The organism is Trueperaceae bacterium, from assembly GCA_036381595.1.
GTDB lineage: Bacteria > Deinococcota > Deinococci > Deinococcales > Trueperaceae > DASVCN01.
On record DASVCN010000024.1, the window covers coordinates 27,960 to 52,223 of the forward strand.

The 24,264-nt window shown below is 66.7% G+C and carries 27 protein-coding genes; 13 read left to right on the forward strand and 14 right to left on the reverse strand.

From position 1 onward, the window contains the following. Nucleotides 1–37: 37 nt before the first annotated feature. From VF168_08235 to VF168_08250, 4 genes are all read right to left on the reverse strand, one after another. On the reverse strand, nucleotides 38–877 hold the full coding sequence (locus VF168_08235) for a metal ABC transporter permease (GenBank protein ID HEX7004162.1): 840 nt from the start codon (nucleotides 875–877) through the stop codon (nucleotides 38–40). Beyond that, nucleotides 878–1,648, reverse strand: a complete 771-nt coding sequence (locus VF168_08240) for a metal ABC transporter ATP-binding protein (protein HEX7004163.1) — start codon at nucleotides 1,646–1,648, stop codon at nucleotides 878–880. It abuts the gene before it with no gap. Beyond that, nucleotides 1,633–2,508 (reverse strand): metal ABC transporter substrate-binding protein, encoded by an 876-nt coding sequence (locus tag VF168_08245; GenBank protein HEX7004164.1) that lies wholly within the window; start codon nucleotides 2,506–2,508, stop codon nucleotides 1,633–1,635. Before VF168_08245 ends, VF168_08240 begins: the two co-directional genes overlap by 16 nt. 112 nt (nucleotides 2,509–2,620) lie before the next feature. Further along, on the reverse strand, nucleotides 2,621–2,863 hold the full coding sequence (locus VF168_08250; GenBank protein HEX7004165.1) for a L28 family ribosomal protein: 243 nt from the start codon (nucleotides 2,861–2,863) through the stop codon (nucleotides 2,621–2,623). Between the two features lie 143 nt (nucleotides 2,864–3,006). Between VF168_08250 and pyrE the strand changes: the two genes are divergently transcribed. The 5 genes from pyrE (at nucleotide 3,007) to VF168_08275 (ending at nucleotide 5,589) form a co-directional block, all read left to right on the forward strand. Beyond that, a complete protein-coding gene (gene pyrE / locus VF168_08255) occupies nucleotides 3,007–3,552 on the forward strand; it encodes an orotate phosphoribosyltransferase (GenBank protein ID HEX7004166.1) in 546 nt (181 codons plus the stop codon). Between the two features lie 140 nt (nucleotides 3,553–3,692). Then, nucleotides 3,693–4,262: a hypothetical protein gene (locus VF168_08260; protein HEX7004167.1), complete on the forward strand. Its 570-nt coding sequence runs from the start codon at nucleotides 3,693–3,695 to the stop codon at nucleotides 4,260–4,262. After that, nucleotides 4,259–4,666 (forward strand): DUF3618 domain-containing protein, encoded by a 408-nt coding sequence (locus VF168_08265; GenBank protein ID HEX7004168.1) that lies wholly within the window; start codon nucleotides 4,259–4,261, stop codon nucleotides 4,664–4,666. The genes VF168_08260 and VF168_08265 overlap by 4 nt, the downstream gene beginning before the upstream one ends. Before the next feature lie 18 nt (nucleotides 4,667–4,684). Next, entirely contained in the window at nucleotides 4,685–5,089 is a 405-nt protein-coding gene (locus VF168_08270; protein HEX7004169.1) for a phage holin family protein, read from the forward strand. Continuing rightward, complete coding sequence (locus VF168_08275; GenBank protein HEX7004170.1) at nucleotides 5,086–5,589, forward strand: hypothetical protein; 504 nt, start codon at nucleotides 5,086–5,088, stop codon at nucleotides 5,587–5,589. The genes VF168_08270 and VF168_08275 overlap by 4 nt, the downstream gene beginning before the upstream one ends. Nucleotides 5,590–5,607: 18 nt before the next feature. Here the strand turns inward: VF168_08275 and VF168_08280 are convergent, their stop codons facing one another. Next, nucleotides 5,608–6,489 (reverse strand): YihY/virulence factor BrkB family protein, encoded by an 882-nt coding sequence (locus tag VF168_08280; GenBank protein HEX7004171.1) that lies wholly within the window; start codon nucleotides 6,487–6,489, stop codon nucleotides 5,608–5,610. Between the two features lie 90 nt (nucleotides 6,490–6,579). Here VF168_08280 and VF168_08285 point away from each other — a divergent pair, with 90 nt between their 5' ends. From VF168_08285 to VF168_08295, 3 genes are all read left to right on the forward strand, one after another. Further along, nucleotides 6,580–6,933 carry an HIT domain-containing protein gene (locus tag VF168_08285; protein ID HEX7004172.1) on the forward strand — a complete coding sequence of 118 codons (354 nt, stop codon included), beginning with the start codon at nucleotides 6,580–6,582 and terminating at the stop codon, nucleotides 6,931–6,933. 79 nt (nucleotides 6,934–7,012) lie between these two features. Then, nucleotides 7,013–7,615, forward strand: coding sequence for a hypothetical protein (locus tag VF168_08290; protein HEX7004173.1), 603 nt, complete (start codon nucleotides 7,013–7,015; stop codon nucleotides 7,613–7,615). Next, entirely contained in the window at nucleotides 7,616–8,578 is a 963-nt protein-coding gene (locus VF168_08295) for a hypothetical protein (GenBank protein HEX7004174.1), read from the forward strand. A 79-nt stretch (nucleotides 8,579–8,657) separates the two neighbouring features. Here VF168_08295 and VF168_08300 read toward each other — a convergent pair whose 3' ends face one another. Further along, entirely contained in the window at nucleotides 8,658–10,187 is a 1,530-nt protein-coding gene (locus tag VF168_08300) for a methylmalonyl-CoA mutase family protein (protein HEX7004175.1), read from the reverse strand. A gap of 92 nt (nucleotides 10,188–10,279) precedes the next feature. On the opposite strand from VF168_08300, the gene VF168_08305 reads away from it, so the two are divergent. Together VF168_08305 and thrB are read left to right on the forward strand one after the other, a co-directional pair. Beyond that, nucleotides 10,280–11,773 (forward strand): NAD(P)H-hydrate dehydratase, encoded by a 1,494-nt coding sequence (locus VF168_08305; GenBank protein ID HEX7004176.1) that lies wholly within the window; start codon nucleotides 10,280–10,282, stop codon nucleotides 11,771–11,773. Nucleotides 11,774–11,786: 13 nt separating this feature from the next. After that, on the forward strand, nucleotides 11,787–12,701 hold the full coding sequence (thrB, locus tag VF168_08310; protein HEX7004177.1) for a homoserine kinase: 915 nt from the start codon (nucleotides 11,787–11,789) through the stop codon (nucleotides 12,699–12,701). A 7-nt stretch (nucleotides 12,702–12,708) separates the two neighbouring features. Here thrB and VF168_08315 read toward each other — a convergent pair whose 3' ends face one another. Next, nucleotides 12,709–13,824, reverse strand: coding sequence for a methyltransferase (locus VF168_08315; GenBank protein ID HEX7004178.1), 1,116 nt, complete (start codon nucleotides 13,822–13,824; stop codon nucleotides 12,709–12,711). 89 nt (nucleotides 13,825–13,913) lie between these two features. Here VF168_08315 and tsaD point away from each other — a divergent pair, with 89 nt between their 5' ends. Continuing rightward, complete coding sequence (tsaD, locus tag VF168_08320) at nucleotides 13,914–14,906, forward strand: tRNA (adenosine(37)-N6)-threonylcarbamoyltransferase complex transferase subunit TsaD (GenBank protein ID HEX7004179.1); 993 nt, start codon at nucleotides 13,914–13,916, stop codon at nucleotides 14,904–14,906. Between the two features lie 35 nt (nucleotides 14,907–14,941). Here tsaD and bshA read toward each other — a convergent pair whose 3' ends face one another. Then, nucleotides 14,942–16,078: an N-acetyl-alpha-D-glucosaminyl L-malate synthase BshA gene (gene bshA / locus VF168_08325; protein HEX7004180.1), complete on the reverse strand. Its 1,137-nt coding sequence runs from the start codon at nucleotides 16,076–16,078 to the stop codon at nucleotides 14,942–14,944. Between the two features lie 20 nt (nucleotides 16,079–16,098). Here bshA and VF168_08330 point away from each other — a divergent pair, with 20 nt between their 5' ends. Beyond that, entirely contained in the window at nucleotides 16,099–16,953 is an 855-nt protein-coding gene (locus tag VF168_08330; GenBank protein ID HEX7004181.1) for a DegV family protein, read from the forward strand. 13 nt (nucleotides 16,954–16,966) lie between these two features. Here VF168_08330 and VF168_08335 read toward each other — a convergent pair whose 3' ends face one another. From VF168_08335 to VF168_08345, 3 genes are all read right to left on the reverse strand, one after another. After that, nucleotides 16,967–17,527, reverse strand: a complete 561-nt coding sequence (locus VF168_08335) for a hypothetical protein (protein ID HEX7004182.1) — start codon at nucleotides 17,525–17,527, stop codon at nucleotides 16,967–16,969. Then, the gene (locus VF168_08340; protein ID HEX7004183.1) at nucleotides 17,524–18,288 is read right to left on the reverse strand and encodes a nucleotidyltransferase family protein; all 765 of its coding nucleotides are present in this window, start codon (nucleotides 18,286–18,288) and stop codon (nucleotides 17,524–17,526) included. The genes VF168_08335 and VF168_08340 overlap by 4 nt, the downstream gene beginning before the upstream one ends. 105 nt (nucleotides 18,289–18,393) lie before the next feature. Then, nucleotides 18,394–19,638, reverse strand: a complete 1,245-nt coding sequence (locus VF168_08345; GenBank protein ID HEX7004184.1) for a PEGA domain-containing protein — start codon at nucleotides 19,636–19,638, stop codon at nucleotides 18,394–18,396. A gap of 268 nt (nucleotides 19,639–19,906) precedes the next feature. Here VF168_08345 and VF168_08350 point away from each other — a divergent pair, with 268 nt between their 5' ends. After that, on the forward strand, nucleotides 19,907–20,608 hold the full coding sequence (locus tag VF168_08350; GenBank protein HEX7004185.1) for a hypothetical protein: 702 nt from the start codon (nucleotides 19,907–19,909) through the stop codon (nucleotides 20,606–20,608). Here VF168_08350 and VF168_08355 read toward each other — a convergent pair. The 3 genes from VF168_08355 to VF168_08365 all read right to left on the reverse strand — a co-directional run bounded on the left by VF168_08355 (nucleotide 20,605) and on the right by VF168_08365 (nucleotide 24,246). Beyond that, on the reverse strand, nucleotides 20,605–20,823 hold the full coding sequence (locus tag VF168_08355; GenBank protein HEX7004186.1) for a DUF378 domain-containing protein: 219 nt from the start codon (nucleotides 20,821–20,823) through the stop codon (nucleotides 20,605–20,607). The genes VF168_08350 and VF168_08355 overlap by 4 nt on opposite strands. A gap of 124 nt (nucleotides 20,824–20,947) precedes the next feature. Further along, the gene (gene fumC, locus VF168_08360; protein ID HEX7004187.1) at nucleotides 20,948–22,366 is read right to left on the reverse strand and encodes a class II fumarate hydratase; all 1,419 of its coding nucleotides are present in this window, start codon (nucleotides 22,364–22,366) and stop codon (nucleotides 20,948–20,950) included. A gap of 65 nt (nucleotides 22,367–22,431) precedes the next feature. After that, nucleotides 22,432–24,246, reverse strand: coding sequence for a chloride channel protein (locus tag VF168_08365; protein ID HEX7004188.1), 1,815 nt, complete (start codon nucleotides 24,244–24,246; stop codon nucleotides 22,432–22,434). Between the last annotated feature and the right edge of the window lie 18 nt (nucleotides 24,247–24,264).

Genomic DNA, 24,264 nt, shown 5'->3' on the forward strand with positions numbered 1-24,264 from the left:
CAGAGCACTCCGTACGGCTCTCAATTGTGCTGCGCCCCTACCTCCGTTGGAGTGAAGTCGACAACAGAAAGAGCAGCGCCTGACTCAGGATGATCGTGCTGCCGCTGGGTATGTCGGCCAGGAACGATACCACCAGGCCGCCCACGGTGCTCACGACTCCGATCGCTACGGCCAGCACCGTCATCGCGAAGAGCGAGCGGGCTACGAGCCTGGCCGCGGCCGCCGGGATGACCAGGTAGGCCGCCATCAGAACGATCCCGATCACCTGTGCGCTCACGACCACTATCAGGGCGGCGATGGCGAAGAGCGCGTACTCGAGGAGTCTCACCCTTACCCCGTCAGAGCGGGCCAGGTCCGAGTCGAACGTGGCGTAGGCGAGCCGGGGCCAAAGGAGCAGCAGCACGAGGAGCGCGGTACCGGCGACCGCGACGATCACCGGCAGGTCGTCCCGGCCCACGGCGAGAATGGAGCCGAACAGCAGGTGCCAGACGTCGATGACGTTCCGTTCTGGAGGGATTATCGAGATGAAGAGCACGCCCAGAGCCACCGATACCGCGAAGAAGACACCGATGGCGACGTCCGAGGAGAGGGAGGTACGGTCTCTCACCCAGGCGATGCCCAGGGCGGCGGCGAGGGTGAACGGGACGGCGACGAGCAGCGGTTCCTCGAGCAACGTCGAGTTGCCGAAGGTGGCGGCAACGAAGGCGCCCAGAGCGATACCGCCGAAGGCTGCGTGGGCGAGCCCATCACCGAGGAACGCCAGCCCGCGCTGGACGACGAATGTGCCCAGGACGCCGGCGACGATGGCGATGCAGACGCCAGCCAGCAGCGCCCGCTGCATGAAGGCGAACTCGAACAGGGTCCAGACCTCCGTCACCTAGGGCGCCACCCTGCCGTGTTGGTGCCCCAGATGTCCGTAGGCGGCTCGAAGGCAGTCGTCGGTGAGCACCTCGTCAGGAGTGCCGATGCCGTGCGCGCGGCGGTTGAGGACCAGCACCTTGTCCGCGTGATAGCGAGCGGCCGAGAGATCGTGGGTGATCATCACTATCGCGGCGTCGGCTCGTTGCTGATACCCCTCCAGCAGGTCGTAGAGATCGTGCTCGCCCAGGAAGTCGACGCCTGTGGCCGGCTCGTCGAGCAGGACCACGTCGGGCCGTCTGACGAGGGCGCGCGCAAGGTAGACGCGCTGGAGCTCACCTCCGGAGAGGCCGGCGAGTCGCCGATCGATGAGGTGGCCTGCGCCCACCCTGGCCAGCGCGTCGGCGGCCTCTTCCCGCTCCCGCGCAGTGACCAGTGCCGGCCAGCGGAGCCGCGAGCCGGAAACGACGAGCTCCTGGGCGGTCGCCGGGAAGGTTCGGTCGAAGGTCTTGAGCTGGGGCACGTAACCTACCCGGCGAGGTTCGACACCGGCGTCTTCACCGAAGATCGCTGCGTGCCCGCGTTCAGGCCGTATCAGTCCCAGTGCAACCTTTATCAACGTGCTCTTCCCTGCCCCGTTGGGGCCGACGATCGCCAGCGTCTCCCCCTCCTGAAGGTCGAAGCTCACATCCTCCAGCGCGAGGACCTTGCCGAACTTCACGCTCACGTGGTGAACGTGGAGCGCCGGCAGGCCAGGCGGGGGCTCTCGGCCGGCTACCGCGGTTCCCACTTCTCCAGCGATTCGGCAACCGTCCGGGCGTTGCGTCTCATCATCTCTGCATAACTCTCGCCGCCGGCGCCCAGGGGGTCGAGGGTAGCAACCTCCACAGCGGCCTCCTGGGCGAGAACCTGTGCCGCGCGGCCACTGAGGCCCGCCTCGTTGAAGATAGCCGGAGCCCCGCTCTCGCGGATGGCCCGCACTACCGAAGCCAGATACCGAGGGCTGGGTTCGCGGCCCGGGAACGGCTCTATCTCCATCACCAGGTCGAGTCCGTAACGTCGGGCGAAGTAAGGCCAGGCGTCGTGGAAGGGGATGAACGGCGCGCCTCTGACCGGCGCCAGAATCTCACGCAACTCTGCGTCCAACGCCGTCAGAGAGGACGCGACCGACGAGGCGCGTTGAGTGTAAGCATCCGCCCTGGCGGGATCGAGTTCTGCCAGTGAGGTGCCGAGCGCCAGCGCGACCTCCCTCATCAGCAGCGGATCCAGCCACACGTGCGGATTCACCCCTCGGCCGTGGGAGTCCTCGGGCTCCCCGCCGACCAGCAGTTCATCTTCGAGTACCTCGAGCGCTTCGACGACCCGCGCATCCGGGTTGACCGAGGCGGCGATCTCGCGCAGCCACTCGTCCGACGCACCGTTCAGCACGACGAGGTCCGCGCCTGAGATCCGCGCTGCATCGCGAGGGCTCGGTTCGAAGGTATGGGGTGATGCGCCTGCCGGCAACATCACGCTTACCTCGACGGCCTCACCGCCCACCTGATGAGCCAGGTCCCCGTAGGGGGCGATCGAGGCCACAACTCTGACCTGCCCCAACGCGTTAGCGCTCAGCAACAGATAGAGAGCGGTGATGAGCAATCGAACGAGCATCGGCCTCCAGTGCCCCCGCGTTCCGTCCAACATAGCCGAGGGAGCCAGGCGACCGGCAAACGCCGAGAGGCGCGCCGTAAGCGCGCCTCTCCCACTCGGTATGTAGGCGACGTTATCTGTTCGGGTTGACCAGCAGCGTGGGATCGAGGTCACGCAGCGCCTTCGCGCTGATCCAAACCCTCTTGGGCTTGCCGTCTACCCAGATGGTCCGCTTCTGCAGGTTCGGCTTCACCGTCCTGCGGTGCACTCCCACCTGCTTGAGGCCCACGCCGCCCTTCTTCTTGGCGGAGCCCTTGCGCTTGCTCGTCTTCTGCATCCTCGTTCTCTTGCCGGTGATCGCGCACACCTTCGGCATCGTTTCCTCCTGGACCTGATCGATCTGCTCGGGGCATAGCGCTCTCGCGGCGCCCACACAAAAACGTTTGAGTCTAGCACACTCTTCGCGCGACCTTCAAATCGAGTCGACCCCGCGAACGACGTCCGTGCGATGATGCCGGCATGGAAGGAATGACTCGATCCCAACTGGCTACCCGGATCTACCGGACTTCGCGACTCACCGGCGAATTCGTCCTGCGCTCAGGGGCCGTAGCCAACGAGTACTTCGACAAGTATCGCTTCGAGCACGACCCGAAGCTCCTCAAAGCTATAGCAGAGGCCATGGCACCGCTGGTACCCGACCGGACCGATGCCCTCGCCGGGCTCGAACTTGGCGGCGTACCCGTCGCAACGCTGCTTTCACAGGTGACCGGCCTGCCGCTCTTCTCGGTCCGCAAGAAGGCCAAGGAGTACGGCACCCGGAATCTCGCCGAGGGCGGTGATGTTGCCGGCAAGCGCCTGCTGGTGATCGAGGACGTGGTCACCTCCGGTGGGCAGGTCGTAATCTCGACAGGCGATCTGCGCGATCTGGGCGCCCACATCGAATCGGCTCTGTGCGTCATAGACCGGCAGGCAGGGGGTCGCGAGGCCCTGGCCGGGGTCGGCGTCGAGCTGCTACCGCTCTTCACCATGGCAGAACTCGAGACCGAGGCCTCGAGAGTCGCGTGAGGGACGGAAGTGTGCCCTCGACCGCCTTTGTAAGCAAGGTTTTACTCGTTCACGAGGGCCTTCGTCTACCCTGAGGTCCCGTGGCGCCCGGGTATCGGGCGACCGTAGGCAGGAGCAATAAGAGGAGCCAAGGGGGGCATATGGCGACAGACAGCAACAAGTCGACGGCGACAGGCGGCACTTCCTCCGGAGGTCAAGGCGCCAAGGACGCCAAGGAGACGGCGAAACAGGTAGCAGGCGAGGCTCGCAGCACCGCGAAGGAACTCGGCCGCGAGGCGATGGATCAGGCCAAGTCGACGGCGGGGTACGTGCGCGAACAGGCAAAATCCTCCGTGGAACAGGGGAAGAGCCAGGTAGCCGATCAGGTAGGCGGACTCGCGAAGGCGTTCCACAAGAGCAGCGAGGAACTCCGCAACGAGGAGATGGGTCGACTGGCCGATCAGAGCGAGTGGCTGGCCGGTCGCATCGAGGAACTCCAGAATTACCTGCAGAACCGCAGCACGACCGAGTTGCTCGATGATCTGCGGGGAGCGGCGCGGTCACAGCCAGCCTGGTTCCTGGGAGGCATGTTCGCGGCCGGCCTCCTCGCAGCCCGCTTCGTGCACAGCAGTAGCGCGGAGGATCACTCCGGCCGCATGAGCGGGAGCCAGACTCGCTACGCCACCACTGCCAGCGAAAGCTACCGCACCGCCGACACCACCAGGCCATGACCGGCGGGCGTGGCAGGAAGCGAAGTTCGGCAGAGATAGTGCGGGAGATCGAAGCCACCCGCGCTCGGCTGGCGAACGACATCGAAGCGGCGCAGGTGAAGCTGAGCAGGCGCGGCCTCCAGGACGAGGCTATGGGCAGGCTCAGCAACATCAGGAACCGGGCGACCGGCGCCATCTCCGGGGTCAGCCACTCCGCTGACCACCAGGCGAGCCAGTTGAGCCACCTGGCGGTGGACACCATCAAGCGCTACCCCATCGTGACCACCATCATCGGGCTGGGACTGGCTCTACTCGCGTTCAGCAACGGCCGCCGCTCCAGGCCGCCCGGCACCGTCGACGAGGACATGGAGTTGGTGACCAGACCGACGCCCAGGGCGGTAGACCTTCCGCCCACGAGCTACTGATTCGGAAGCGGGGGAAACGTGACCACTGAGGCGAGAAGAGATCCGTTCGAGCGCTCTATCGGGGACGTCCTGTCGGACCTGTTCCGCGACGGTTCCGAGCTCATCCGCCAGGAGATCGAGCTGGCCAAGGTGGAGATGCGGGAGAACGTCTCCAGCCTGACCAAGGATAGCGTCGGGATCGCGATCGGCGGAGCGATGGCGCTGGTTGGCCTGTTCGCACTGGTGGCCGCACTGATCCTGGTGCTGGGCCTCGTGATGCCTTACTGGGCCTCGGCCCTGATAGTCGGCGGCCTCCTGGTGATCATCGGGATGGTCGTAGTGATGGCGAACGTTCGGGCGATCAAGAGCAACGGCATCGCACCGAAGAAGACGATGGAGACGATCAAGGAAGACGCACGGATGGTAAGGGAGAAGTTCGCATGAGCGACTGGGACAGGTACAGCACGGAACACGACGTCAGCGGCAGCATCTACGAGTCGGACTACGGTCGATCCTCGGAGGGCCTGCGCGACCGCGCCCGCCAGGGGGTCGACCAGATGCGGCACCGGGCACAGGACATGAGCGGGAAGGCGCGCGAAGGCTTCGACCACTACTTCCATCAGCACCCGCTTACCTTCGGGATAGGGGCAGTGGCCCTCGGCTTCGCCATCGGGATGCTCCTGCCCGCCACGAGACCGGAAGAACGCTGGATGGGCGAGGCGTCGGAACGGGTGAAGGAGCGCGGCCGCGAGACGATGCACAAGGTCGGCGACGTCGCCCGCACCTCCTTCGAGGAGGCGCGCGAGACTGCCCGGCACGAGATGGAGGAGCGCGGTCTGGACCCCAAGAAGATGGCGCACGAGGCCCGGGATGTGGCCGAGAAGACCGCCAAGGAAGCGCGCCGTGCCGCCGAGGAGGAGGCGGAGCGCAACAAGTTGCGCTGACTCCCGCTATCGAACGGCTCAGGAGCCGGCTGCCACCTCGGTGGGCGTCGGCTCCTCTTTCTGTCGCCGCCTGGTGTCGACCTGCGTGAACTCGGCGCCGAACAGCAGGATCTGCGACGAGTAGTAGATCCAGAGTAGGAGGACTACCAGCGAACCGGCCGCTCCATAGGTCGACTTGACGCCCGAGAACCCGAGGTAGAAGCCGATCAGGAACTCACCGATCTTGAAGAGGACAGCCGTGATGATCGCACCCCTCAGGACGTTGCGCCAGTGGAGTTCGACATCGGGCAGGACCATGAAGATGGCGCCGAACACCACGGTGAACACGGCGAGCATCAGCAACTGGTTGACGATGAACCAGACCACGTTGCCGCCCGGCAGCAGGCCCGAGAAGCTGGACAGGATCACGTTGAGCGCCGCCTGGAGTGCGAACGAGACGAGCAGCACGAACCCGAGAGCGAGTACCATGCCCAGCCCCTCGAGCCGCACCAGCAGGAGCTTCCTGATGCCGCGACTACGGTCGGCAGCCACGTCCCAGATCTTGTTGAGGGCGCCCTGCAACTGAGCGAAGACTGTCGTCGCGCCGATCAGGAGGGTCACGATGCCGATCACCGTCGCCAGGATGCCCCCTCCCTGCTGCGAGGTCCGCTCGACCATCGTGCCGATCAGGTTGGCTGCGTCCGGGCCGATCCGCGCCTGCAGCTGGCTCATCAGCTGGCTGCGCGCCTCCTCGCTCCCGTATACGAAGCCGACTATGGCGAGGACGATCACGAGCAAGGGCGCTATGGAGAAGATCGTGTAGTAGGCGAGGGCGGCAGCGAGCCTGGGCGCCTGGTCCTCGCCGAACTCCTTGACGGTCTGCTTGAGGACCTGCCAATACTCGGACACGTTCACCCCCATCCCAGGCTGAAGGAGAGGAGGTCACGGCACCATGTCGCCGCATACAGCATCCGTGATCGTCCTCGGCGAGTCGGCGGTTAGAGTTGGAGCATGAGCGAGGACACCATCTTCGGCAAGATCGTTCGTGGCGAGGTCGACACCGAACTCCTCTACCAGGACGAGCTGGTCACCGCCTTCAGGGACATCAGCCCGCAGGCTCCTGTTCACATCCTCATCGTCCCGAACGAGCCGATAGCTACGGTCGACGATGTCGGGGAGGAGAACGAGGCAGCTCTGGGCCGGCTGTTCACCGTCGCTCGGCGTCTCGCAGCGCGGCACGGTCTCGAGAAGGGGTACCGGCTCATCGTCAACTGCAAGGAGCACGGACACCAGGAAGTATTCCACCTCCACATGCATCTGCTCGGCGGCCGTCCGCTGGGACCGATCGTCTGCCCAACCGAGTAGCTCTTGCCTGCACGCTTCGTGCTCGGGCACCTGAGCTCGGGCGGCCTGTTGCTAGACTCGCCGTCATGGGCTGCCCGTCATGGCAGAGTTGATCGGTGAAACACTAAGGCTCGCAAGCGGACACTACCTGCATCTGGAGCAGCTGCCGATCAGGATGCTCCTCGCCGTCGTGTTCCTGGCCGGCATCTCGTCGGCCGCCGGGCAGAGCCTGGTGCTATTCGTCAGCCGCGTTCGTCCGCACCGTTTCATCGCGAGTCTGCTGCTCTCGGCGATGATCTTCGTCGCCGGCTTCATGCTTTGGAGTCTTTCGGTCTGGTCCATCGGCAGTTTCGCCTACTCTCGAGAGGTTCCTTACGAGACGGTGCTGCGCGCCATCGCACTCGCCTACAGCCCCTACCTCTTCAGCTTCTTCGTTCTGACCCCCTACCTCGGCTCCTTCATCTGGCTGCTGCTCTCCATCTGGAGCCTGCTCGCGCTGGTGATCGCCACCGGCGTGGTGCTGGACCTGACCCTCTGGCAGGCGCTCCTCTGCAACGCCGGCGGGTGGCTGCTCCTGCAGTTGCTGGAACGGACGATCGGCCGGCCGGTGCTGGCCCTGACGAAGATCCTCCGGAGCTGGGTGGCGGGGACTCGCCTGACCACCGAGGCCGAGAGGCTCGCCCGTCCTGAGGGGGAGGGCTGAGTGGACGTCGACATCTGGACGATGGTCACCATCGGCAGCCTGGCACTGCTGGTAGGCGGATCGTTGGCCCCACTCGAGACACTGGGCTGGTGGGCCGGCTGGTACGGACGCCGTGGCGATGAGCTGGCTCTGGCGAAACCAATGGTCACCGAAGAACCGGGGCAGAAGCGCCACTTCCTGGTCTTCCTTACCGGCGTGCACAGTGTCTCAGGCGAAACCTTCGCCAAGCGGGAGCAGAGTCTCCTGCGTGAGCTGCGGGCCCGCTTCCCGGGTAGCGTCGTCGTGGAGGTGTTCCCCTACTCGGTGACCAACCGCGCGCTCACCGGCCAGCGGGTGTTCGCCTGGTTCTGGCGCTGGGCGCTGTCGATGAAGCTGAGCAAGCGAACCCTCAGCGGCATCGCCGGGATGGTCATCAACCTTCGCAACCTGTGGCAGGTCGCGGTCTCGACCGACAAACGCTACGGCCCGCTGTACAACCAGGGATCGGCCGAGCTGATTTTGGGCGCCCTCGTAGGCGCCGGCTACCGCGTGGGGAGCGGGATGCCGGTCACCCTCATCGGTTATAGCGGTGGCGGTCAGGTCGCGGTCGGCGCTGGCGGTCACCTCGCCCAGATGCTCAACTGCCAGGTGCGGGTGATCTCGCTGGGCGGGGTGATGAGCTCGGACCCGGGTCTCATGGGTATCCACAAGCTCTTCCACCTCGTAGGCAGGCGGGACGTTGTGGAACGCCTCTCGTACGTCTTCTTCCCCGGACGCTGGCCGTTCTTCCGCCACTCGCACTGGAACCAGGCGCGATCGGCGGGGCGGATCTCGCGGATAGACATGGGGCCGATGGATCACACCGGCCCAGGGGGCTATCTCGACAGCAACAGCCGGCTGGCCGATTCCCGCACCTACCTCGAGGCAACGGTGGACGTCATCGCCGGGATCGTCGGAGAGGCAGAGGAGGTCGCCGAAACCTAGCGGTGTTGGGCGCCCAGGCGGAGGAGCTCTGGGCCGTGGGACGACGGGCGTGCGGATAGGGAGCATCCGGCGGCTACGCTCAGTGGTACTCCCCCCACTCCTGACGCAGCACGCCGCAGACCTCCCCCAGGGTGGCGCGCGAACGAAGGGCAGCGAGAACCGCGGGGAAGAGGTTCCCGCTGCCGCGCGCGGTAAGCCTGAGTTCCTCCAGTGCGGCGGAGGTAGCCGCTCCGTCGCGCTCGGCTCTGAACGACCTGATCGTCTCACAGCGGCGACTCTGCACGGCCGGGTCGACCGCATGGACCGGTACGGCCTGCTCCTCGTCGATCCGGAACGAGTTCACGCCAACCACCTTGCGCTCGCCCGACTCGACCTCGCGCTGGAACCGGTAGGCCGACTCCTCGATCTCCTGCTGCAGGAAGCCCGCTTCGATCGCGGCCACGCTGCCGCCGAGGTCCTCGACCTGCCGCAGCAGCACCTCGGCCTGAGCCTCCAGTTCATCCGTGAGGTGTTCCACGTAGTAGGAACCTGCCAAGGGGTCCACCGCCTCAGGCACCCCGCTCTCGTAGGCGAGGATCTGCTGGGTGCGAAGCGCGGTGCGTGCCGACTCCTCGGTCGGAAGGCCCAGCGCCTCGTCCTTGGCGTTGGTATGGAGGCTCTGGGTTCCGCCTAGTATCGCCGCGAGGGCCTGGTAGGCGGTGCGCACCACGTTGTTCTCGACCTGCTGGGCGGTGAGCGTCGACCCGCCGGTCTGAGTGTGGAAGCGCATCATCATCGCTTTCGGCGAGGTAGCGCCCAGTTCGTCGCGCATTATCCGCGCCCACATACGCCGCGCGGCACGGAACTTGGCGGCCTCCTCGAGTATCCGATTGTGGCAGGCGAAGAAGAAGGAGATCCTGGGCGCGAACTCGTCGACCTCCAGGCCCGCCTCCATGGCAGCCCTAACGTATGCGAGGGCGTTGGCGAGGGTGAAGGCGATCTCCTGGGCCGCGCTCGAGCCGGCTTCGCGGATGTGGTAACCGGAGATGGAGATGGTGTTCCAGTTCGGCACGTTGTCGGCGCAGAAAGCGAAGAGGTCGGTGACGAGCCGCATCGACGGCTTGGCCGGGTAGATGTAGGTACCGCGGGCGATGTACTCCTTGAGGATGTCGTTCTGGACCGTACCGCCCAGCTTCTCGAACGGAACGCCCTGCTCCTCGGCCACCAACAGGTAGAGTGCGAGCAACATCATCGCCGGCGCGTTGATCGTCATGGAGGTGGTGACTTCGCCGAGATCGATCCCCTCGAAGAGCCGCTTCATGTCGTCAACGGTGGCGATGGATACACCTACCCGGCCCACCTCGCCTTGGGCTAGCCGGTCATCGGGGTCGAGCCCCAGCTGGGTGGGCAGGTCGAAGGCGACCGAGAGGCCGGTGACGCCTTGGGAGATCAGGTAGCGGTAGCGCTCGTTAGATTCCTCCGCAGAACCGAAGCCGGCGTACTGTCTCATGGTCCAGAGCCGGCCCTCGCTGTACATCCGCGGATAGACACCGCGGGTGAAGGGAAACTCGCCCGGTTCCCCGAGGCGTTCCTCCAGACCCTCCGGCGGGGCGTCGTAGAGAGGCTTCATAGCTCGATTATAGGCGCCGGTAGGGCGGCTCCCGAACCAGCGGGCGATAGACGGTGCGGCGGTACCGGACCGGGTGAAGCTAAACTCCTTGCATGATGCTCTTCCTCGGCGAAGAGATGAGGCGTGCCGACGAACTCGCGGAGGAGGCCGGCGTGCCTACCCGCGTACTGATGGAGGCAGCCGGAGGGGCGGTCGCGAGGTCGGCCCTGCACAACTTCCCGGCAGCAAGGCGGGTGCTGATCCTCTGCGGCACGGGGAACAACGGCGGTGACGGGTACGTTGCCGCGAGATACCTGCTGGAGGCGGGCGCTGGAGTGGAACTGTTGGAGCTGCCGGGAGAACGGCGAGGGGACGCCCAGGAGGCCCGTGACTCGCTCGCCGGGAAGCTCTCACCAACCGAACTCGACGCCGGTTCACTGGGCGCGGCTCTCGAGCGCTCCGACCTGGTGATCGACGCTCTCTTCGGGAGCGGCCTCAGCAGACCTCTGGCCGGCGACGTGGCCCGCCTCGTCGATCTCGTCAACCGCTCCGGCCTGCCGCTGCTCGCGGTCGACATCCCCAGCGGCGTCTCCTCCGACTCACCCCACCCGCCCGGATCGCATATCCGCGCGAACCGGACGGTGCAACTCGCCGGCGCCAAGTTATCGAGCGCCTTCGAGCCTGCCCGCTCTGCCTACGGGGAGATGGAGCTGGCAGACATCGGCATACCGAAGCGGATCCTCGAGGAGGTCTCGACCACTCGGCTGTTGGGCCCCGAGGTCGGCCGCGGGATACCCCGGCGAGCGAGGGAGGCTCACAAGTACGAGGTCGGCACGGTCCTGGTCCTGGCCGGTTCAGCCCAGTACCTAGGGGCCGCCGAGCTCACCTGCCGCGGCGCCTACCGAGCGGGGGCCGGTCTGGTGACCCTGGCGGCAGAAGCGCGGCTCGCCTCCAGCTGGCCCGAGATCGTCTTCGCCCAACTCTCCTGGAACGAAGACCCCGCAGAACGACTCGAAGCGGTAGCCGAACGACGGGCCGGCGCGATAGTCGCCGGCCCCGGCCTCGACCGCCGAGCACTCCCCTACCTGCCCAGGTTGCTGGCCGCGCGCCCGGTCCCGTGGGTGCTGGATGCGGGGGCGCTCGAGCCTGACCCGGCGCTCCGCCAGGCCGTGCGGGAACACGGCTCCTGCGTCCTCACCCCTCACGCCGGGGAAGCCTCGAAACTGTTGGGTTGCAGCGCCGGCGATATCACTCGCGAGCCGTTGGCGGCGGCCCGCCGCATCGCCGAAGAGTGGAACTCCATCTGCGTACTGAAGGGGGTCGGGACGGTAGTTGCCTCGCCAGGAACGGTGGCGGTCTCGACCGAAGGGCATGAGGGGATGGCCAGCGGAGGGACCGGGGACGTGCTGGCCGGCGTGCTGGGCGCCTTCCTGGCGGCTCCCGGGGCAGAGGATCCGGTGCCGCGAGTGGAAGCCGGGGTTGTCGTTCATGGACTGGCCGGCCGGCTGGCGGGCGAGCAGTTGGGCATAGGCATGATCGCCAGCGACCTGGTCGCCAGGGTACCTTTGGCCATGCGGACGCTCTCCGGTACGCCGCCTGGCCCGTGATAGGCTTCCCGCCATGACCTCCTCCCCGATCAGGTTGCGGGTTCCCGCGACCAGCGCCAATCTGGGCCCCGGTTTCGACAGCCTCGGCCTGGCCGTGGGGGTGCACCTCGAGGTGACGGCGTACCCGTCGGAGCGGAACCGGTTCGTCTACCGGGGCGAGGGTGAGGTCGCAGCCACGCCCGACAACCTGCTCCACCGAGGCTTCGCTGCCGCCTGCCGGGCGGCCGGACGCGAACCGTTCCCGGTCACCCTCGAAGCAGACAACCCGATCCCTCTCGCCCGGGGACTGGGCTCTTCATCCGCGGCCCTGGTGGCTGGCGCGGCGGCCGCCGACCAGCTCCTGGGCGGGCCTCTGGGCCGTGACGGCATCTTCGAAGTGACGGTGGCCATCGAGGGCCATCCGGATAACGTGGGACCCGCGGTCTACGGCAACTTCACCGTGTCGGCGCTGGGCTCGAACGGCAACTACCTGACCCGTTCCCTGACCATCCCGCCAGAATGGCATCTGCTTTTCGCCGTTCCCGACTTCCAGGTGTACACGGAGGAGGCGCGGCGGCTGCTGCCCCTCAGCTACCCGCGTGACGCGGTCGTGCGCACCGCCAGCCGGGCCGCCTTGTGGACCCTCGCCGTGGCCAGCAACGAACCGGAACTTCTCCGCACCGCGAGTCTCGACCTGCTCCACCAGCCTTACCGGGCCCCGCTACTCGCCGGATTCGAGGAGTGCCTCGAGTCCGCCTTCGCGGCCGGAGCCTACGCCGTCTACCTGTCGGGCTCAGGACCGACGGTCGGGAGCGTGGTGGCCGACGAAGCGCTGGTTGCGGTTCGCCCGGCGCTGGAGCGTTACGCCGGCGAGGGCGGCCGGGTACTGGAACTGCGGGCCACCGGCGGGTACGAGGTAGTAGGGCGGCCGCTGGTCACGGGACGCTGACGACCGCTCATCTCCTCGTCGGGGGCCGCTTGGCGCGAAGCACCTTGAATCCTCGCTCGGCGACCACCGTTTCGGGCTCGGACCAGGCGGCGATCTCCCGCTCGTAAGGCAGGTCCCTGTTGGCCACGAGCCACAGTTCGCCACCCGGCTCGAGCAGCCTGCCGGCGGCGGCTATGAAGGCGCGTGGCACGTCGAGGCGTACCCCCCGGCCAACATGGAAAGGCGGATTGCAGAGGATGACGTCGAAGCTCTCCACCCTGATCTCGCTATCGATGTCGGAGTGGCGGCTGTCCAGTTCGAGGCCCAAGTCGGCAGCGTTGCGCCGCACACTCTGCAACGCAGCGAGGTCGTCGTCGACTGCCGTAACGGCCGCGCCTCTGCGGGCTGCGAGCAGGGCCAGCACGCCGTAGCCGCAGCCGAGATCGAGGACGCGACGCCCAGCCAGGTCGCTCCACGGGATCACGGCTGCCAGGACCCCGGTGCCGGGGTCGAGCCGTCCCGCAGCATGTACCCCCGGCCGGGCCCGGAGCGGGAGGCCCGCAGCCTCGAACTCCAGCCACGGGTCGCTACTGTCGCCCTCCAGTGGCTCCCTCGCCACGCTCAACCGCCAGCCTCGATCGCGCTCGACCACCTCGGCGTGCCCGAAGAGTTCCCCCAGTCGTTTCTCGAACCGCTTGGCCCCCTGGTCCTTGTGGAGTGCCAGATAGAGGGTGCCGCCCGGCCGTAGCGCGTCGCGTGCGGCCAGCATCTCGGCAAGAACGCGGGCGTTGCCTCGATCGGCCGGCGGCGCCAGCGCGATGAGGTCGGCGCTCCCGCCGCCGAGGTCCCAGGGTAGTGCTGCGCGGACTCCGGCGACGGGGCCCACGGCCTCCCTGGCGCAAAGTAGGGCGGCCATCGAGGACTCGGCGATCTCGACGCCGGGGTTCGTCGCGGCCAGCAGGCCCACCGCTCCAGCGCTGCCGGTGCAGTCAACCAACGGCCCGCCGACCCCCGCCAAGGCGCGCCGGAAGACCCGCTCCTGCGGAGGCGGACCGGGGTAACCGCGCACGCCCGGCTTGGTGCAGATGGCGCCCTGCGGCAGTTGCAGCCGCTCGAGCCTGTGGTACTCGGACAGCAGGGTCACTGACCAAGTCTATGGGGAGCGGACCGGAGGTATCGGCGCGAGGTTCGTCGAGCAAGGACTCTTCACCCGGCCGGTGATAGCCTCGTTGCATGCCGCTGATCCTCGGAATCGACACCTCCTGCGACGACACCGGAATCGGTCTGGTGAGAGACGGGGAGGTCCTGGCCAACGTGGTCGCTTCCCAGGCCGCGCTGCACGAGAACTTCGGCGGGGTGGTGCCGGAGACGGCCAGCCGCGAGCACCTGAGCGTGATCGACGGTGTGCTGAAACGCGCCCTCGCTCAGGCGGGCGTGGGCCTCATCGACCTGGAGGGCGTAGCTGCTACCTTCGGCCCCGGACTGGTCGGGGCGCTGCTGGTGGGACTCAACTTCGGTCGCTCGCTGGCCTGGGGCTTGGATCTGCCGTTCATCCCGGTTCATCACCTCGAAGGGCACATCGCGGCGGCAGCAGCGGGGGGATCGGTCGAACCGCCCTTCATCTGCCTGGTCGCCTCCGGCGGTCACACCAGCCTCTTCGACGTCCCCAGTTGGGGCGAGTACACCGAACTCGGCCGAACGCGCGACGATGCCGCCGGCGAGGCGTTCGACAAGACGGCTCGGCTCCTCGGCCTCCCCTACCCCGGCGGGCCCGAACTGGCGCGCCTGGCGGCCCGAGGGAACGATCGCGCCCACCCGTTCACGCCCCCGATGCAACGGCAGGAAGGGTTCGATTTCTCGTTCAGCGGACTCAAGACGGCCGTGGCGACGCTGCTGGAACGGCAACCAGGTGCTGACCTTGCCGACGTCGCCGCCTCCTTCCAGAGGACGGTGGTCGAGAGCCTGGTGAGCACGGCGCTGCGGGCGGCCAATGTGAGCGGCCGTAACACCCTCGTCGTAGCCGGGGGCGTGGCCGCCAACGAACTGCTGCGAAGCGAGCTGGCGGCGAGCGGTCTGCGGGTTCACCTGCCCCCACCATCACTCGCCACCGACAACGGGGCGATGATCGCGCTCGCCGCCGAGGCCCGCCTCGAGCGTGGGCCGGTGGCGCCAGGGTGGGAAGTGGACGCGCAGCCTTACCTGCCCCTGGCGAGCCCGCCGAACTGACACCTGCCCGGCCCGTGCCACGGCTGCCGGCGAGGCTACCTCCGCCTCGCTGCCAGCGCCTGCTCGTAGGCAGCCAGGTATTGCGGCACGATGAGCTCCTCCGCGAACTCGTCCACCGCTCGGGCCCGAGCAGCCTCGCGGAAGCTCCGGTGAACGACCGGGTCGGCCAGTATCCGGAGCGCGCACTCCGCCATCCCCGCGACGTCTTCCTCTGCCCTGAGGCAGCCACTGCGGCCATCCTCGACCACCTCGGGCAAGCCCCCGGAAGCGCTGCCGACCACGGGCACGCCCGATGACATCGCCTCGAGCGCAGCGAGACCGAAAGACTCCCTGCTGCTGGGCAACAGGAACAGGTCGGCCAACGCCAGCAGCTTCTCGACCCGCGGGAACGATCCGAGGAAGGTGACGCGGTCTGCTACGGACAGGTCGCGGGCGAGCTGGAGTGCGACGGGCCGGTCGGGGCCGTCTCCTATCATCAGGAGGCGCGCAGGCATGCGGCCGGCAACCTGGGCGAAGACTCGCAGCACGTTCTGCACCCGTTTCACCGGGCGGAAGTTGGAGACGTGCATCAACAGCTTCTCGTCGTCGGCCGCGTAGCGGCGACGCATCTCGGGGTCTTCCCTGGGCCGGAACCGCTGCGTGTCCACCGGGTTCGGTATGACCCTTATCTCACGAGCGATGCCCAACTGCTCTCTCGTCGCTCCGGCGAGGTAGCTGCTCACCGCGGTCACCACGTCGGAGCCTTCGACGGAGAACTGGGTGGTACGCAGGTAAGCGGGTTGCAGGCCTACCAGGGTCACGTCGGTGCCGTGCAGGGTCGTGACCAGCGCTGGTTTGGGCTGATGACGAGCCATGTCGCGGCCCAGTAGCGCGGCTGTTGCGTGCGGCACGGCGTAGTGGGCGTGAACCAGGTCGATCCCTGTCTCTTCGATGACCTCCACCAGCTTCGACGCCTCGGAGAGGGTAGTGAGCGGGGCCGAGAAGAGGGGGTAGCTGAGGGTCTCGACCTCGTGGAAGTAGACACCCGGGCAGTCGGTATCGACCAGCCGGAATGGCAGGCGATCGGCGACGAAGTGCACCTGATGCCCGTGCCGGGCCAGGGCTATGCCCAGTTCGGTGGCGACCACTCCGCTGCCGCCGGCGCCGCTGTGGAGGAGAACGCCGATGTTCATGCTCGTCGTAGACTCATATCATGTCCCTCGGCATCGTCACCGACTCGACTTGTGACCTGCCGGCGGCCACCCTCGGTCGATTGAGGGTCGAGGCGGTCCCGCTGAGGCTGCACATAGGTGACGAAATCTATCTCGACTGGCGCGACATAGACCCGGCGACACTCTACGATTGGATGCTCGATCAGGGCGTGCTTGCCACCGTCTACCCCCCCGAACCCGAAGACTTCATGCACGTCTACCGGCGCCAGTTGCAGCGGTACGACCGTGTCGTCTCCATCCACCTCTCGGCAGCGTTCTCAGGAACGCTCGAACAGGCCCGACGGGCTGCGCGTCGTCTGGGCGTCGAAGGACAGATCACCTTCATCGATTCCGGCTTCGCCGGGCCCGGCCTGGCCGAGTTCGTCCTCGAGGCCGCCGAGCTCGTGCGCGCGGGGGCGGGCGCCGTTGACGTCTTCCGGATGGTGAGCCGACTGCGCGAGGAGGTGTACGGGGTACTGAGTCCGAGCAACGGGGGCTGGGGCGGAGAGCTCGACTGGTTGAGGAGCCTGCGCGAGAAGCGCCATCTCGCCTCGGGCCACCGGCGGCTGGTGGAGATGGAACCGGGTCGAGTTCGCCAGGTCGGCTGGGCACGAGTAGGCAAGGTCGGGGCCGGCCTGGCGGCTGCTCTGCGTCAGCGCTTCGGTCAGCAGAGTCTCCACATCGCGATCTCTCATGCGGGCTCTGATCCGGAAGCGCTCGCTACCCTCAGGGCTTCGATGGAGGAGGGCGGCCTGCGGATCGCTCACGGGCGGGTGCAGATGGTGGGCCCCGCGATGGCCGCCCGGCTGGGGCCTACCTCGTCGATGGTATTCGCCAGGCCGGCACCAGTCAGATAGTCGCCCGGCACCGTCAGCGCACGGCGCCCCACAGTCCGCCCAGGTACATCTCCTGCGTCACGACCCCGGCAACCTTACCGTCCTCCATGACGACTACGAGCTTCTCATGTGCCAACACCCGCCGCAGGTCGGTGACGGCAGCCCTGCCGTCCACCTTCACCAGCTCCTCCCACGAGGTGATCCGCTCCCTGGTGAGCCCCGTAACCCCTATCGGCACGCCCCGCTCCTCGACCACCACGATCCTGTTCTCGGCCAGCGTCTGGATGTTCTGCGCCGACTCCACGCGTGGGACCTGTGCGGCCACCTGCCTGGCGGTTGGCGGGGCGACGAGACCGAACGAGAGCAGTGTGGGGCTGGGCATCCGCAGGGCCGACCGGAGATAGCGGAGCGCGCTCGTGAAGGCGATGACGAAGAGGAGTCCCTCTGCTACGCCCGCGACATCGAAATCGTGGAAAGCGAGGCTGCCCCGCCGCCCCAGCAGCAGGTAGAGGAGGAACGACAGGAGGAGGGCGAAGACGATCGCCGCGAGTGCGCCTAGGAGGGCCGCAAGACGCAGCTGGCCGGGGCGTCTCACGGACGAACCACCGGGTTCATCGGGACGCCGAGGTGTTCGAGGCGGTCGACGTCGGCCGCGAGCGAAGCGTCCTCGCTGATCACCGCCCGTACCTTCCCGCCCAGGCGCCCAGTCACGATCTGCTCCAGGCGATTCACATCGGCCCTGCCGGCCAGGAGAGCAAGGAGCGTCCGCGGACCCACCAACCGAGCCAGAGCGAACGGGTTCTTACGGGCAAGATAGACCCGGTCCATGAAGCGGAGGAGCGGAGCGGTCAGTGTCGGTCTCAGGAGCATAAGGTTGCCTCCGGTGAAGCGACCCTGCTTCACCTTCACGAAAGTGCGCTCATGGGTCGGGAAGGCCGCCAGCGAATCCTCCGCGCTGACGATCGGGTAGGCCAGGTCGGCGTCACCCGCCCGCGCGACGAATCTGTCGATGGCGTCGCCGGTTAGCCAGGGAACGTCGGCCGTTACGACCAACATGGTCGAGCCAGCTGCGAGCGACTGGGCGGCTCCGAGCCCCAGTGCCAGGGAGTGTCCGAAGCCGCTTCCGGGGGGTATCAGCCGTACGCCGTCGAAGTCGGGGGCGTCGCAAGGAGGGCCCACCACGACCATGTCGCAGACCGACCGGGAGGCACGAAGGGCCGACAGCACGAAGGCGGCCATGGGCCTGCCGTTGAGCGGCACCAGCGACTTGGAGGGCACTTTCGCAGCCTTGGCGAGCGCATCGTTCGGGTCCCCGCCCGCGAGCACCACTGCGACTACCTTCCCACTCTCCTGCATGTCGATGGGGCATTCTACCCCAGCAGCAGGAGGCTGCCTCGGCCAGAAGGCGGAACGCCGCCTGGCGAGCGAGCCAGCGCGGCGTTCCTGGGGGAGGAGGGAAGGTTATTGCTGCTCTTGCCTCACCCGCACGAAGCTGCTTTCGCCCGCACGGATGTTCACGTCGCTGACATAGGTGCGGTAGCCGGGCGCGACTACCGTGAGCTGATACGACCCTGGGAGGAGGTCGGGGATAGTCAGGAGCCCGCTGCCGTTGGCGATGTTGCCCACGTAGCGCCCATCGAGGAAGACCTGGGCGCCGCCCACGTTGGCGACGATCTCCAAGGAACCGTGCAGGCCGACGAGTTGGGTGCTCACCGTCTGGCTGCCGCCCGCGCGTACATCGAAGCGGACGAACGTGTCCTGGTAGCCGGGGAGGCTGAAGCGCGCCTCGTAGCTCCCGGCTTCGAGCTCGATGGTGCCGGTGGGGGTGGTCCCTACATAGCGTCCGTCGACGTAGACCTCGGCCCGGCGCGGGTTGCTGTCGAAGCTGACCTGGCCGGTGCGCCGCACCGGCTGCAGGGTGGCGTCGACCGTAGTGGTACTGCCCGGACGCAGGTTGACCGATTGAGAGAAGGTCTCGTAACCCTGGCGTTCGACGCGCACGTCGTGACGCCCGGGGCGGGTGCCGTAGCTGACCGGGGTGTATCCGACGAACTGGCCGTCGACGTATACAGCCGCGTCGGATGGGCTGGAGCGAACGGAGAGGGTGCCGAAGGCTGCTTGCTCCGGACGGTCCCCGACGTAGAGCAGGGCGGTGTCGGTCACCCAGTTCTGCTGTTCGATGGGACGCACCACGATGGAGAGGTTACGGGCGAATCCCTCCTCGCCCAGGTTCGAGGTAGCGAAGCCTCCCTCCTCCTGGAAGGTCGCCAGCTGCCTGGTGTCGAGCTGGGTCCGCGAAGCTACCGCGATCACCTTGTCGAGCCCGCGAGGCGGAGCCGCGTTGAAGACGTAGCGAGCGTTGCGCGCCGGGAAGTAGCGGGTTTCGCCCGCCTGCAGGTAGTTGTCCTGTCCCGCTCGGTCGAACCGGTTGGGGAGAAGCTGGGTGATCTCTCCGTTCGGCCTGACGTCGAAGAGGTAGACGTAGGCGTCCTCGCTCACCCGGACACCGATGCTGATCTCCTCGCCCACTCGGTAGGTAGGGATGCCTTCGCCGCCACCCTTGTCGAGGAAGACGTCGACGTCGAAGCCGGGGCGGGGATTGATGACGATCGATTGCGGGCTGAAGACGACTCCATCCTGGGATTGAGCCCAGGCGGGAGCGGCCCAAACCAGTGTCAGGAGCAGAAGAGCGAATAGCCTTTTCATGCACCCTCTCCTTTCGGGAACCTGTGCGAGGCGGTGGTGCCTGCGGCGGGCAACGCTCCCTCATGATCCGAGGTGGTCGTGCCCGTGCCGATCGCGCGTGCTGTTACGTAGCAGTGCACGGATGGAGACTAGCACCTGGGCCTTCCCGTGCGTGTGCCCATACTTAAAGCTTCTTCATCTACTCTGGTCACACCGTGGCCGGCGTTTCCGTCAAGGTAGGTTACAGAGAGGCCGGCAACCGGCCAGCTGTCAGATTTAAGGAGTTCGAATGAAGATCCGCAACAGAAGCGTGCCCAAGCTGGCGATGATGCTGGCTCTGCTCGTCACCGGAACGGTCCTCGCTCAGCCCCTCTCGGCCGATGAAGTGCTGGAACGGGTAACGGCCCAGGCGGAGTCGCTCGAAGACGCCAGCTTCCTCCTGACGGGAGAGCTGATCGATCCGGATGGAACCACGATCAACCTCGAGGTCGCCATAGAGGTGATCCCCGGCGAGGAGGTGGCCAGGGCTACCTTCTATCAGCCGGACGCGCTGGCCGACAACGTGATCGTCTTCGAGGACGATACGGTCAAGAACTACCTGTTCCTGACCAATCAGGTGACGCTGTTCGATGCCAACGATCCTGACGCCCTGGGCGGGCTGCTAACGGGGCAGGCGGGCGAAGACGAGGGCTTCGAGTTCACTCTCGACCTCGACGCCCTGTTCGCCGGCTGGGAAGCGAGCCTGGAGAGTTACGAAGGCGGTGTCTATCGGCTGCGGATGGACAACAATTCTGAAGGCGCGGCCATAGACCACGCCTTCGTCAACGTACCGGAAGAGAGTTGGATACCGGCGTCGGTCACGTTGGTAGCTCCCGAAGACCGCGTTCTCGCCGAACTGTTCGTCGAGGAGTTCGAGCGTGACCAGGGTCTTTCGGCCGAGGACGTGACCTACCTGCCCGAAGACGCCGAGGTGATCGACGAGCGCAACTAGGTAGTGGTAACCCTCTCCTCGTCACCCAGCCTGCCGAATAGGCCCAGGCAGATGAGTCCAGCTATCCCCACCAGGGTGTAGATGATGCGGGCGCCCGCCGAGTCCTGGCCTCCGAAGATCGCGGCGACCAGATCGAATTGGAAGAGGCCGACGAGCCCCCAGTTGATGGCCCCGATGATTATCAGGGCGAGCGAGATCGAGTAGAGCGTCTTCATCCCTTGCTCCCTTCGTGACTCCGTTGCCTTCTCCCAGCGAGAGGGTCGAGTGAGCCATTGTGGAGCGAAGGACCAATTCTGCACACGGTCGGGGCACCAAATTCCCCGATAGCGTTCGGTAGCTTCAGCCAACCATATCTTCGGGCACCACCAGGCGATCGAACTCCTCACCTGTCAGGTAACCGAGGTCGATCGCGGCCTGCCGCAAGGTCGTTCCGTTGCGGTGGGCACTCTGGGCGATCTCAGCCGCCTTGTAGTAGCCGATGTGGGTGTTCAGGGCCGTCACCAGCATCAGAGAGTTGTCGAGGTGCGACCGTATCCGCCCCTCGTTGGCTTCGATGCCTACGACGCACTTCTCGCGGAACGAGGTCATCGCGTCGGAGAGCAGCCGCGCGGAGTGGAGCAGGTTCTGGATCATCACCGGCTTGAAGACGTTCAGTTGCAGGTGACCATGCGTTCCCGCCACCGACACGGCCGTGTCGTTGCCGATGACCTGAGCGCAGACCATAGTCAAGGCTTCGGCCTGAGTCGGGTTCACCTTGCCCGGCATTATCGACGAGCCCGGCTCGTTCTCGGGCAGGCGCAACTCGCCGATGCCGCAGCGGGGACCCGATCCGAGCAGACGGATGTTGTTGCCGATGGCGAAGAGCGCGACAGCGAGCCTCTTGAGGGCGCCCGACGCCTCCACCACCGCGTCGTGGGCCGAAAGCGCTTCGAACTTGTTGGGCGCGGTGACGAACGGATGGCCGGTGTACTCGGCGATCTTCGCGGCCACCCGTTCGGCGAAGCCCTTCGGAGTATTGAGCCCGGTGCCCACTGCCGTGCCGCCCAGGGCGAGCTCGGCCAGGTGCGGCAGGGCGTTCTCGATGGCCTCGATACTGTTGCCTACCTGCGCGGCGTAGCCGGAGAACTCCTGCCCCAGGGTGAGCGGGGTGGCGTCCATCAGATGCGTGCGGCCGATCTTCACGACAGCCGCGAACTCCTGCGCCTTGCGCTCGAGTACCTCGTGCAGGGCACGGGCGCTGGGGAGGACATGTTCGACCAGCGCCTCGTATCCGGCGATGTGCATCGCCGTGGGGAAGGTGTCGTTCGACGATTGCGACTTGTTGACGTCGTCGTTCGGGTGGACCGGCGTCTTCGAGCCCAGCTGGCCGCCGGAGATCTCTATGGCCCGATTGGCGATCACCTCGTTGACGTTCATGTTCGACTGGGTGCCCGAGCCGGTCTGCCAAACGACCAGCGGGAAGTGCTCATCGAGCTCTCCGGCGAGGATCTCGTCGCAAACCCGGCCGATCAGCTCCGCCTTCTCACGCGGGAAGTCGGTCAGGTCAGCGTTTACGGCCGCCGCAGCCTTCTTGAGGACGGCGAAGGCTCTGATGACCTCGATCGGCATCCTCTGCCCGCCGATCCGGAAGTTCTCGAGCGACCGCTGGGTTTGTGCCCCCCAATAGCGGTCCGCCGCGACCTTCACCTCACCCAGGGTGTCCTTCTCGATCCTGTACTGCCGGTCTGTGGCCTCGTCGACTTGGCTCGAACCTGCCATGAGTCCAGTCTAGCGCACGGTTCCGTCGCGCATCGGGCGCTGGCGCCGCTTCCTCGGGCGCCCCGCTACTGCTGTCTCCTGGATCGGCTCAGCCATCCGGCCTCGGCCGAGGCTTCCTCCTCCAGGAGCCGCCGGCGGGCCACGAGCAGGCCGCTTCGGCCCAGGTAGCCGACCAGCTTGCGGGGGTTGCCCCGCTCCACCACCGGCAGGCGGCCGACGTCGTAGTGCAGCATCTTCACGCTCGCCTCGTGCAGGCTCTCGTCAGGGTAGGCGACGATGAGGTCTTCGTTCCCGGCATCGAGTACGGTCTCGTGCGGCTCGGGTCGTTCCGCCGAACGGAGCAGGTCGCTGCGGGTGATCATCCCTACGAGGTCGCCCCGCTCGTCAAGGATGGGCAGACCGTGGTGGCGTATGAGCACCGGATCGTTCTCGCGGAGGCGCCTCACGAACTCCTCCATCGGCATGTCGGCCGGGATGGTCGCGGGATCGGGGTCCATCACCTGGGCGACGGTGAGGCGCTGGAGCACGTCGGCCTCGTAGTCGCCCTGCACCTTGAGGCCGCGGCGCTTGAGCTTCTCGGTCATGATCGTGGTGCCCAAGAAACGCACGGCTATCAGGTCGGCGATGACGCCAACCACCATCAGCGGCAGGATCGCGTTGTAGTCACGGGTGATCTCGAACGCGAAGAGGATGAAGGTGAAGGCGGCCCGAGAGGCGGCGCCGAAGACGGCGCCCATGGCTGCGAGCGCGAAGGCGCCAGGCGAGAGGTCGGCGGTCGGTACGAGGGCGTTGCCGAGGTGGGCGAAAAGGGCGCCCATCGCGGCGCTGGCCATGAACATGGGCGCCAGCAGGCCGCCGGAGGTACCGGAACCGAGCGACACCAGGAGCGCCAGCGACTTGAGGACCATTATCCCGAGCAGGCCAGCAAGCACCAGTTGATCGTTGAGGATCGCGGTGATGGTCTCGTACCCCACGCCCAGTACCCGCGGGTCGAGCAGGCCGATGAGACCGAGCCCGAGGCCGCCGATGGCCGGCAGCAGGATGCGGTTGACGGGCAGCCTTTCGAAGGCGTCCTCTACCAGGTAGAGGAGTCTGGTGAAAGCGATGGCGGCGCCGCCGCAGAGGAGGCCCAGCAACAGGTACCAGGGCAGGGCGCCGGGCACCCCGAACTCGGTTGGCGCCATGACGAACAACGGTCCCCGGCCCAGCAGCACGAAGTGAACGCTGGTGGCCAACGTCGAGGCGATGACCAGGGGGATGAACGAGCGCGACTTGAACTCGAAGAGCAGCAGTTCGATCGCCAGGATCACTCCTGCGATCGGGGTGCTGAAGGTAGCAGCCATGCCGGCCGCGGCGCCGCAGGCGAGCAGCACCTTGCGTTCGACCGGCGTGGTCCTGATGACCTGACCGATGAGAGAACCGAGGGCGCCGCCGGTCTGGATGATCGGCCCCTCGGCCCCGAACGGTCCACCGGTGCCGATCGCGATCGCTGTAGCGACAGGCTTGTAGACGGCGACCTTCGGATCTATACGGCTACGGTTGGTGAGGACGGCCTCCATCGCCTCCGGGATGCCGTGGCCGGCGATCTTCGGGGTGCCGTAGCGGGCCATGAGGCCTATGGCCAGACCACCGAGCGCCGGGATGAGGATCACCCAGGCGCCCACCTCCTCGAGGGTTATCGGGCTCAGAACGAACGAGAACTCCTGGAAGAAGACCAGGTTGGTTATCAACGCGATCAGCTGCAGGAGCAGGTAGGCGACGAAACCGGCGGCGATGCCCACGACGGCGGCTAGGATGGAGATGTAGATGAGTCGGAAGTTGGCGCTGTCCCCCGACTGGGAGATCGGTGTGTGGGTGTGGTTGCCGGTCGGGTAGAGCATCGGTGCCTCCACGGAAAC

Excerpts from the sequence above, each read along its gene's own strand:
- VF168_08245 (HEX7004164.1), bottom strand. The coding sequence starts at position 2,508 with ATGCTCGTTCGATTGCTCATCACCGCTCTCTATCTGTTGCTGAGCGCT.
- VF168_08250 (HEX7004165.1), bottom strand. The coding sequence starts at position 2,863 with ATGCCGAAGGTGTGCGCGATCACCGGCAAGAGAACGAGGATGCAGAAG.
- pyrE (HEX7004166.1), top strand. The coding sequence starts at position 3,007 with ATGGAAGGAATGACTCGATCCCAACTGGCTACCCGGATCTACCGGACT.
- VF168_08260 (HEX7004167.1), top strand. The coding sequence starts at position 3,693 with ATGGCGACAGACAGCAACAAGTCGACGGCGACAGGCGGCACTTCCTCC.
- VF168_08265 (HEX7004168.1), top strand. The coding sequence starts at position 4,259 with ATGACCGGCGGGCGTGGCAGGAAGCGAAGTTCGGCAGAGATAGTGCGG.
- VF168_08275 (HEX7004170.1), top strand. The coding sequence starts at position 5,086 with ATGAGCGACTGGGACAGGTACAGCACGGAACACGACGTCAGCGGCAGC.
- VF168_08280 (HEX7004171.1), bottom strand. The coding sequence starts at position 6,489 with ATGGGGGTGAACGTGTCCGAGTATTGGCAGGTCCTCAAGCAGACCGTC.
- VF168_08285 (HEX7004172.1), top strand. The coding sequence starts at position 6,580 with ATGAGCGAGGACACCATCTTCGGCAAGATCGTTCGTGGCGAGGTCGAC.
- VF168_08290 (HEX7004173.1), top strand. The coding sequence starts at position 7,013 with ATGGCAGAGTTGATCGGTGAAACACTAAGGCTCGCAAGCGGACACTAC.
- VF168_08300 (HEX7004175.1), bottom strand. The coding sequence starts at position 10,187 with ATGAAGCCTCTCTACGACGCCCCGCCGGAGGGTCTGGAGGAACGCCTC.
- VF168_08305 (HEX7004176.1), top strand. The coding sequence starts at position 10,280 with ATGATGCTCTTCCTCGGCGAAGAGATGAGGCGTGCCGACGAACTCGCG.
- thrB (HEX7004177.1), top strand. The coding sequence starts at position 11,787 with ATGACCTCCTCCCCGATCAGGTTGCGGGTTCCCGCGACCAGCGCCAAT.
- tsaD (HEX7004179.1), top strand. The coding sequence starts at position 13,914 with ATGCCGCTGATCCTCGGAATCGACACCTCCTGCGACGACACCGGAATC.
- bshA (HEX7004180.1), bottom strand. The coding sequence starts at position 16,078 with ATGAACATCGGCGTTCTCCTCCACAGCGGCGCCGGCGGCAGCGGAGTG.
- VF168_08330 (HEX7004181.1), top strand. The coding sequence starts at position 16,099 with ATGTCCCTCGGCATCGTCACCGACTCGACTTGTGACCTGCCGGCGGCC.
- VF168_08340 (HEX7004183.1), bottom strand. The coding sequence starts at position 18,288 with ATGCAGGAGAGTGGGAAGGTAGTCGCAGTGGTGCTCGCGGGCGGGGAC.
- VF168_08345 (HEX7004184.1), bottom strand. The coding sequence starts at position 19,638 with ATGAAAAGGCTATTCGCTCTTCTGCTCCTGACACTGGTTTGGGCCGCT.
- VF168_08350 (HEX7004185.1), top strand. The coding sequence starts at position 19,907 with ATGAAGATCCGCAACAGAAGCGTGCCCAAGCTGGCGATGATGCTGGCT.
- VF168_08355 (HEX7004186.1), bottom strand. The coding sequence starts at position 20,823 with ATGAAGACGCTCTACTCGATCTCGCTCGCCCTGATAATCATCGGGGCC.
- fumC (HEX7004187.1), bottom strand. The coding sequence starts at position 22,366 with ATGGCAGGTTCGAGCCAAGTCGACGAGGCCACAGACCGGCAGTACAGG.
- VF168_08365 (HEX7004188.1), bottom strand. The coding sequence starts at position 24,246 with ATGCTCTACCCGACCGGCAACCACACCCACACACCGATCTCCCAGTCG.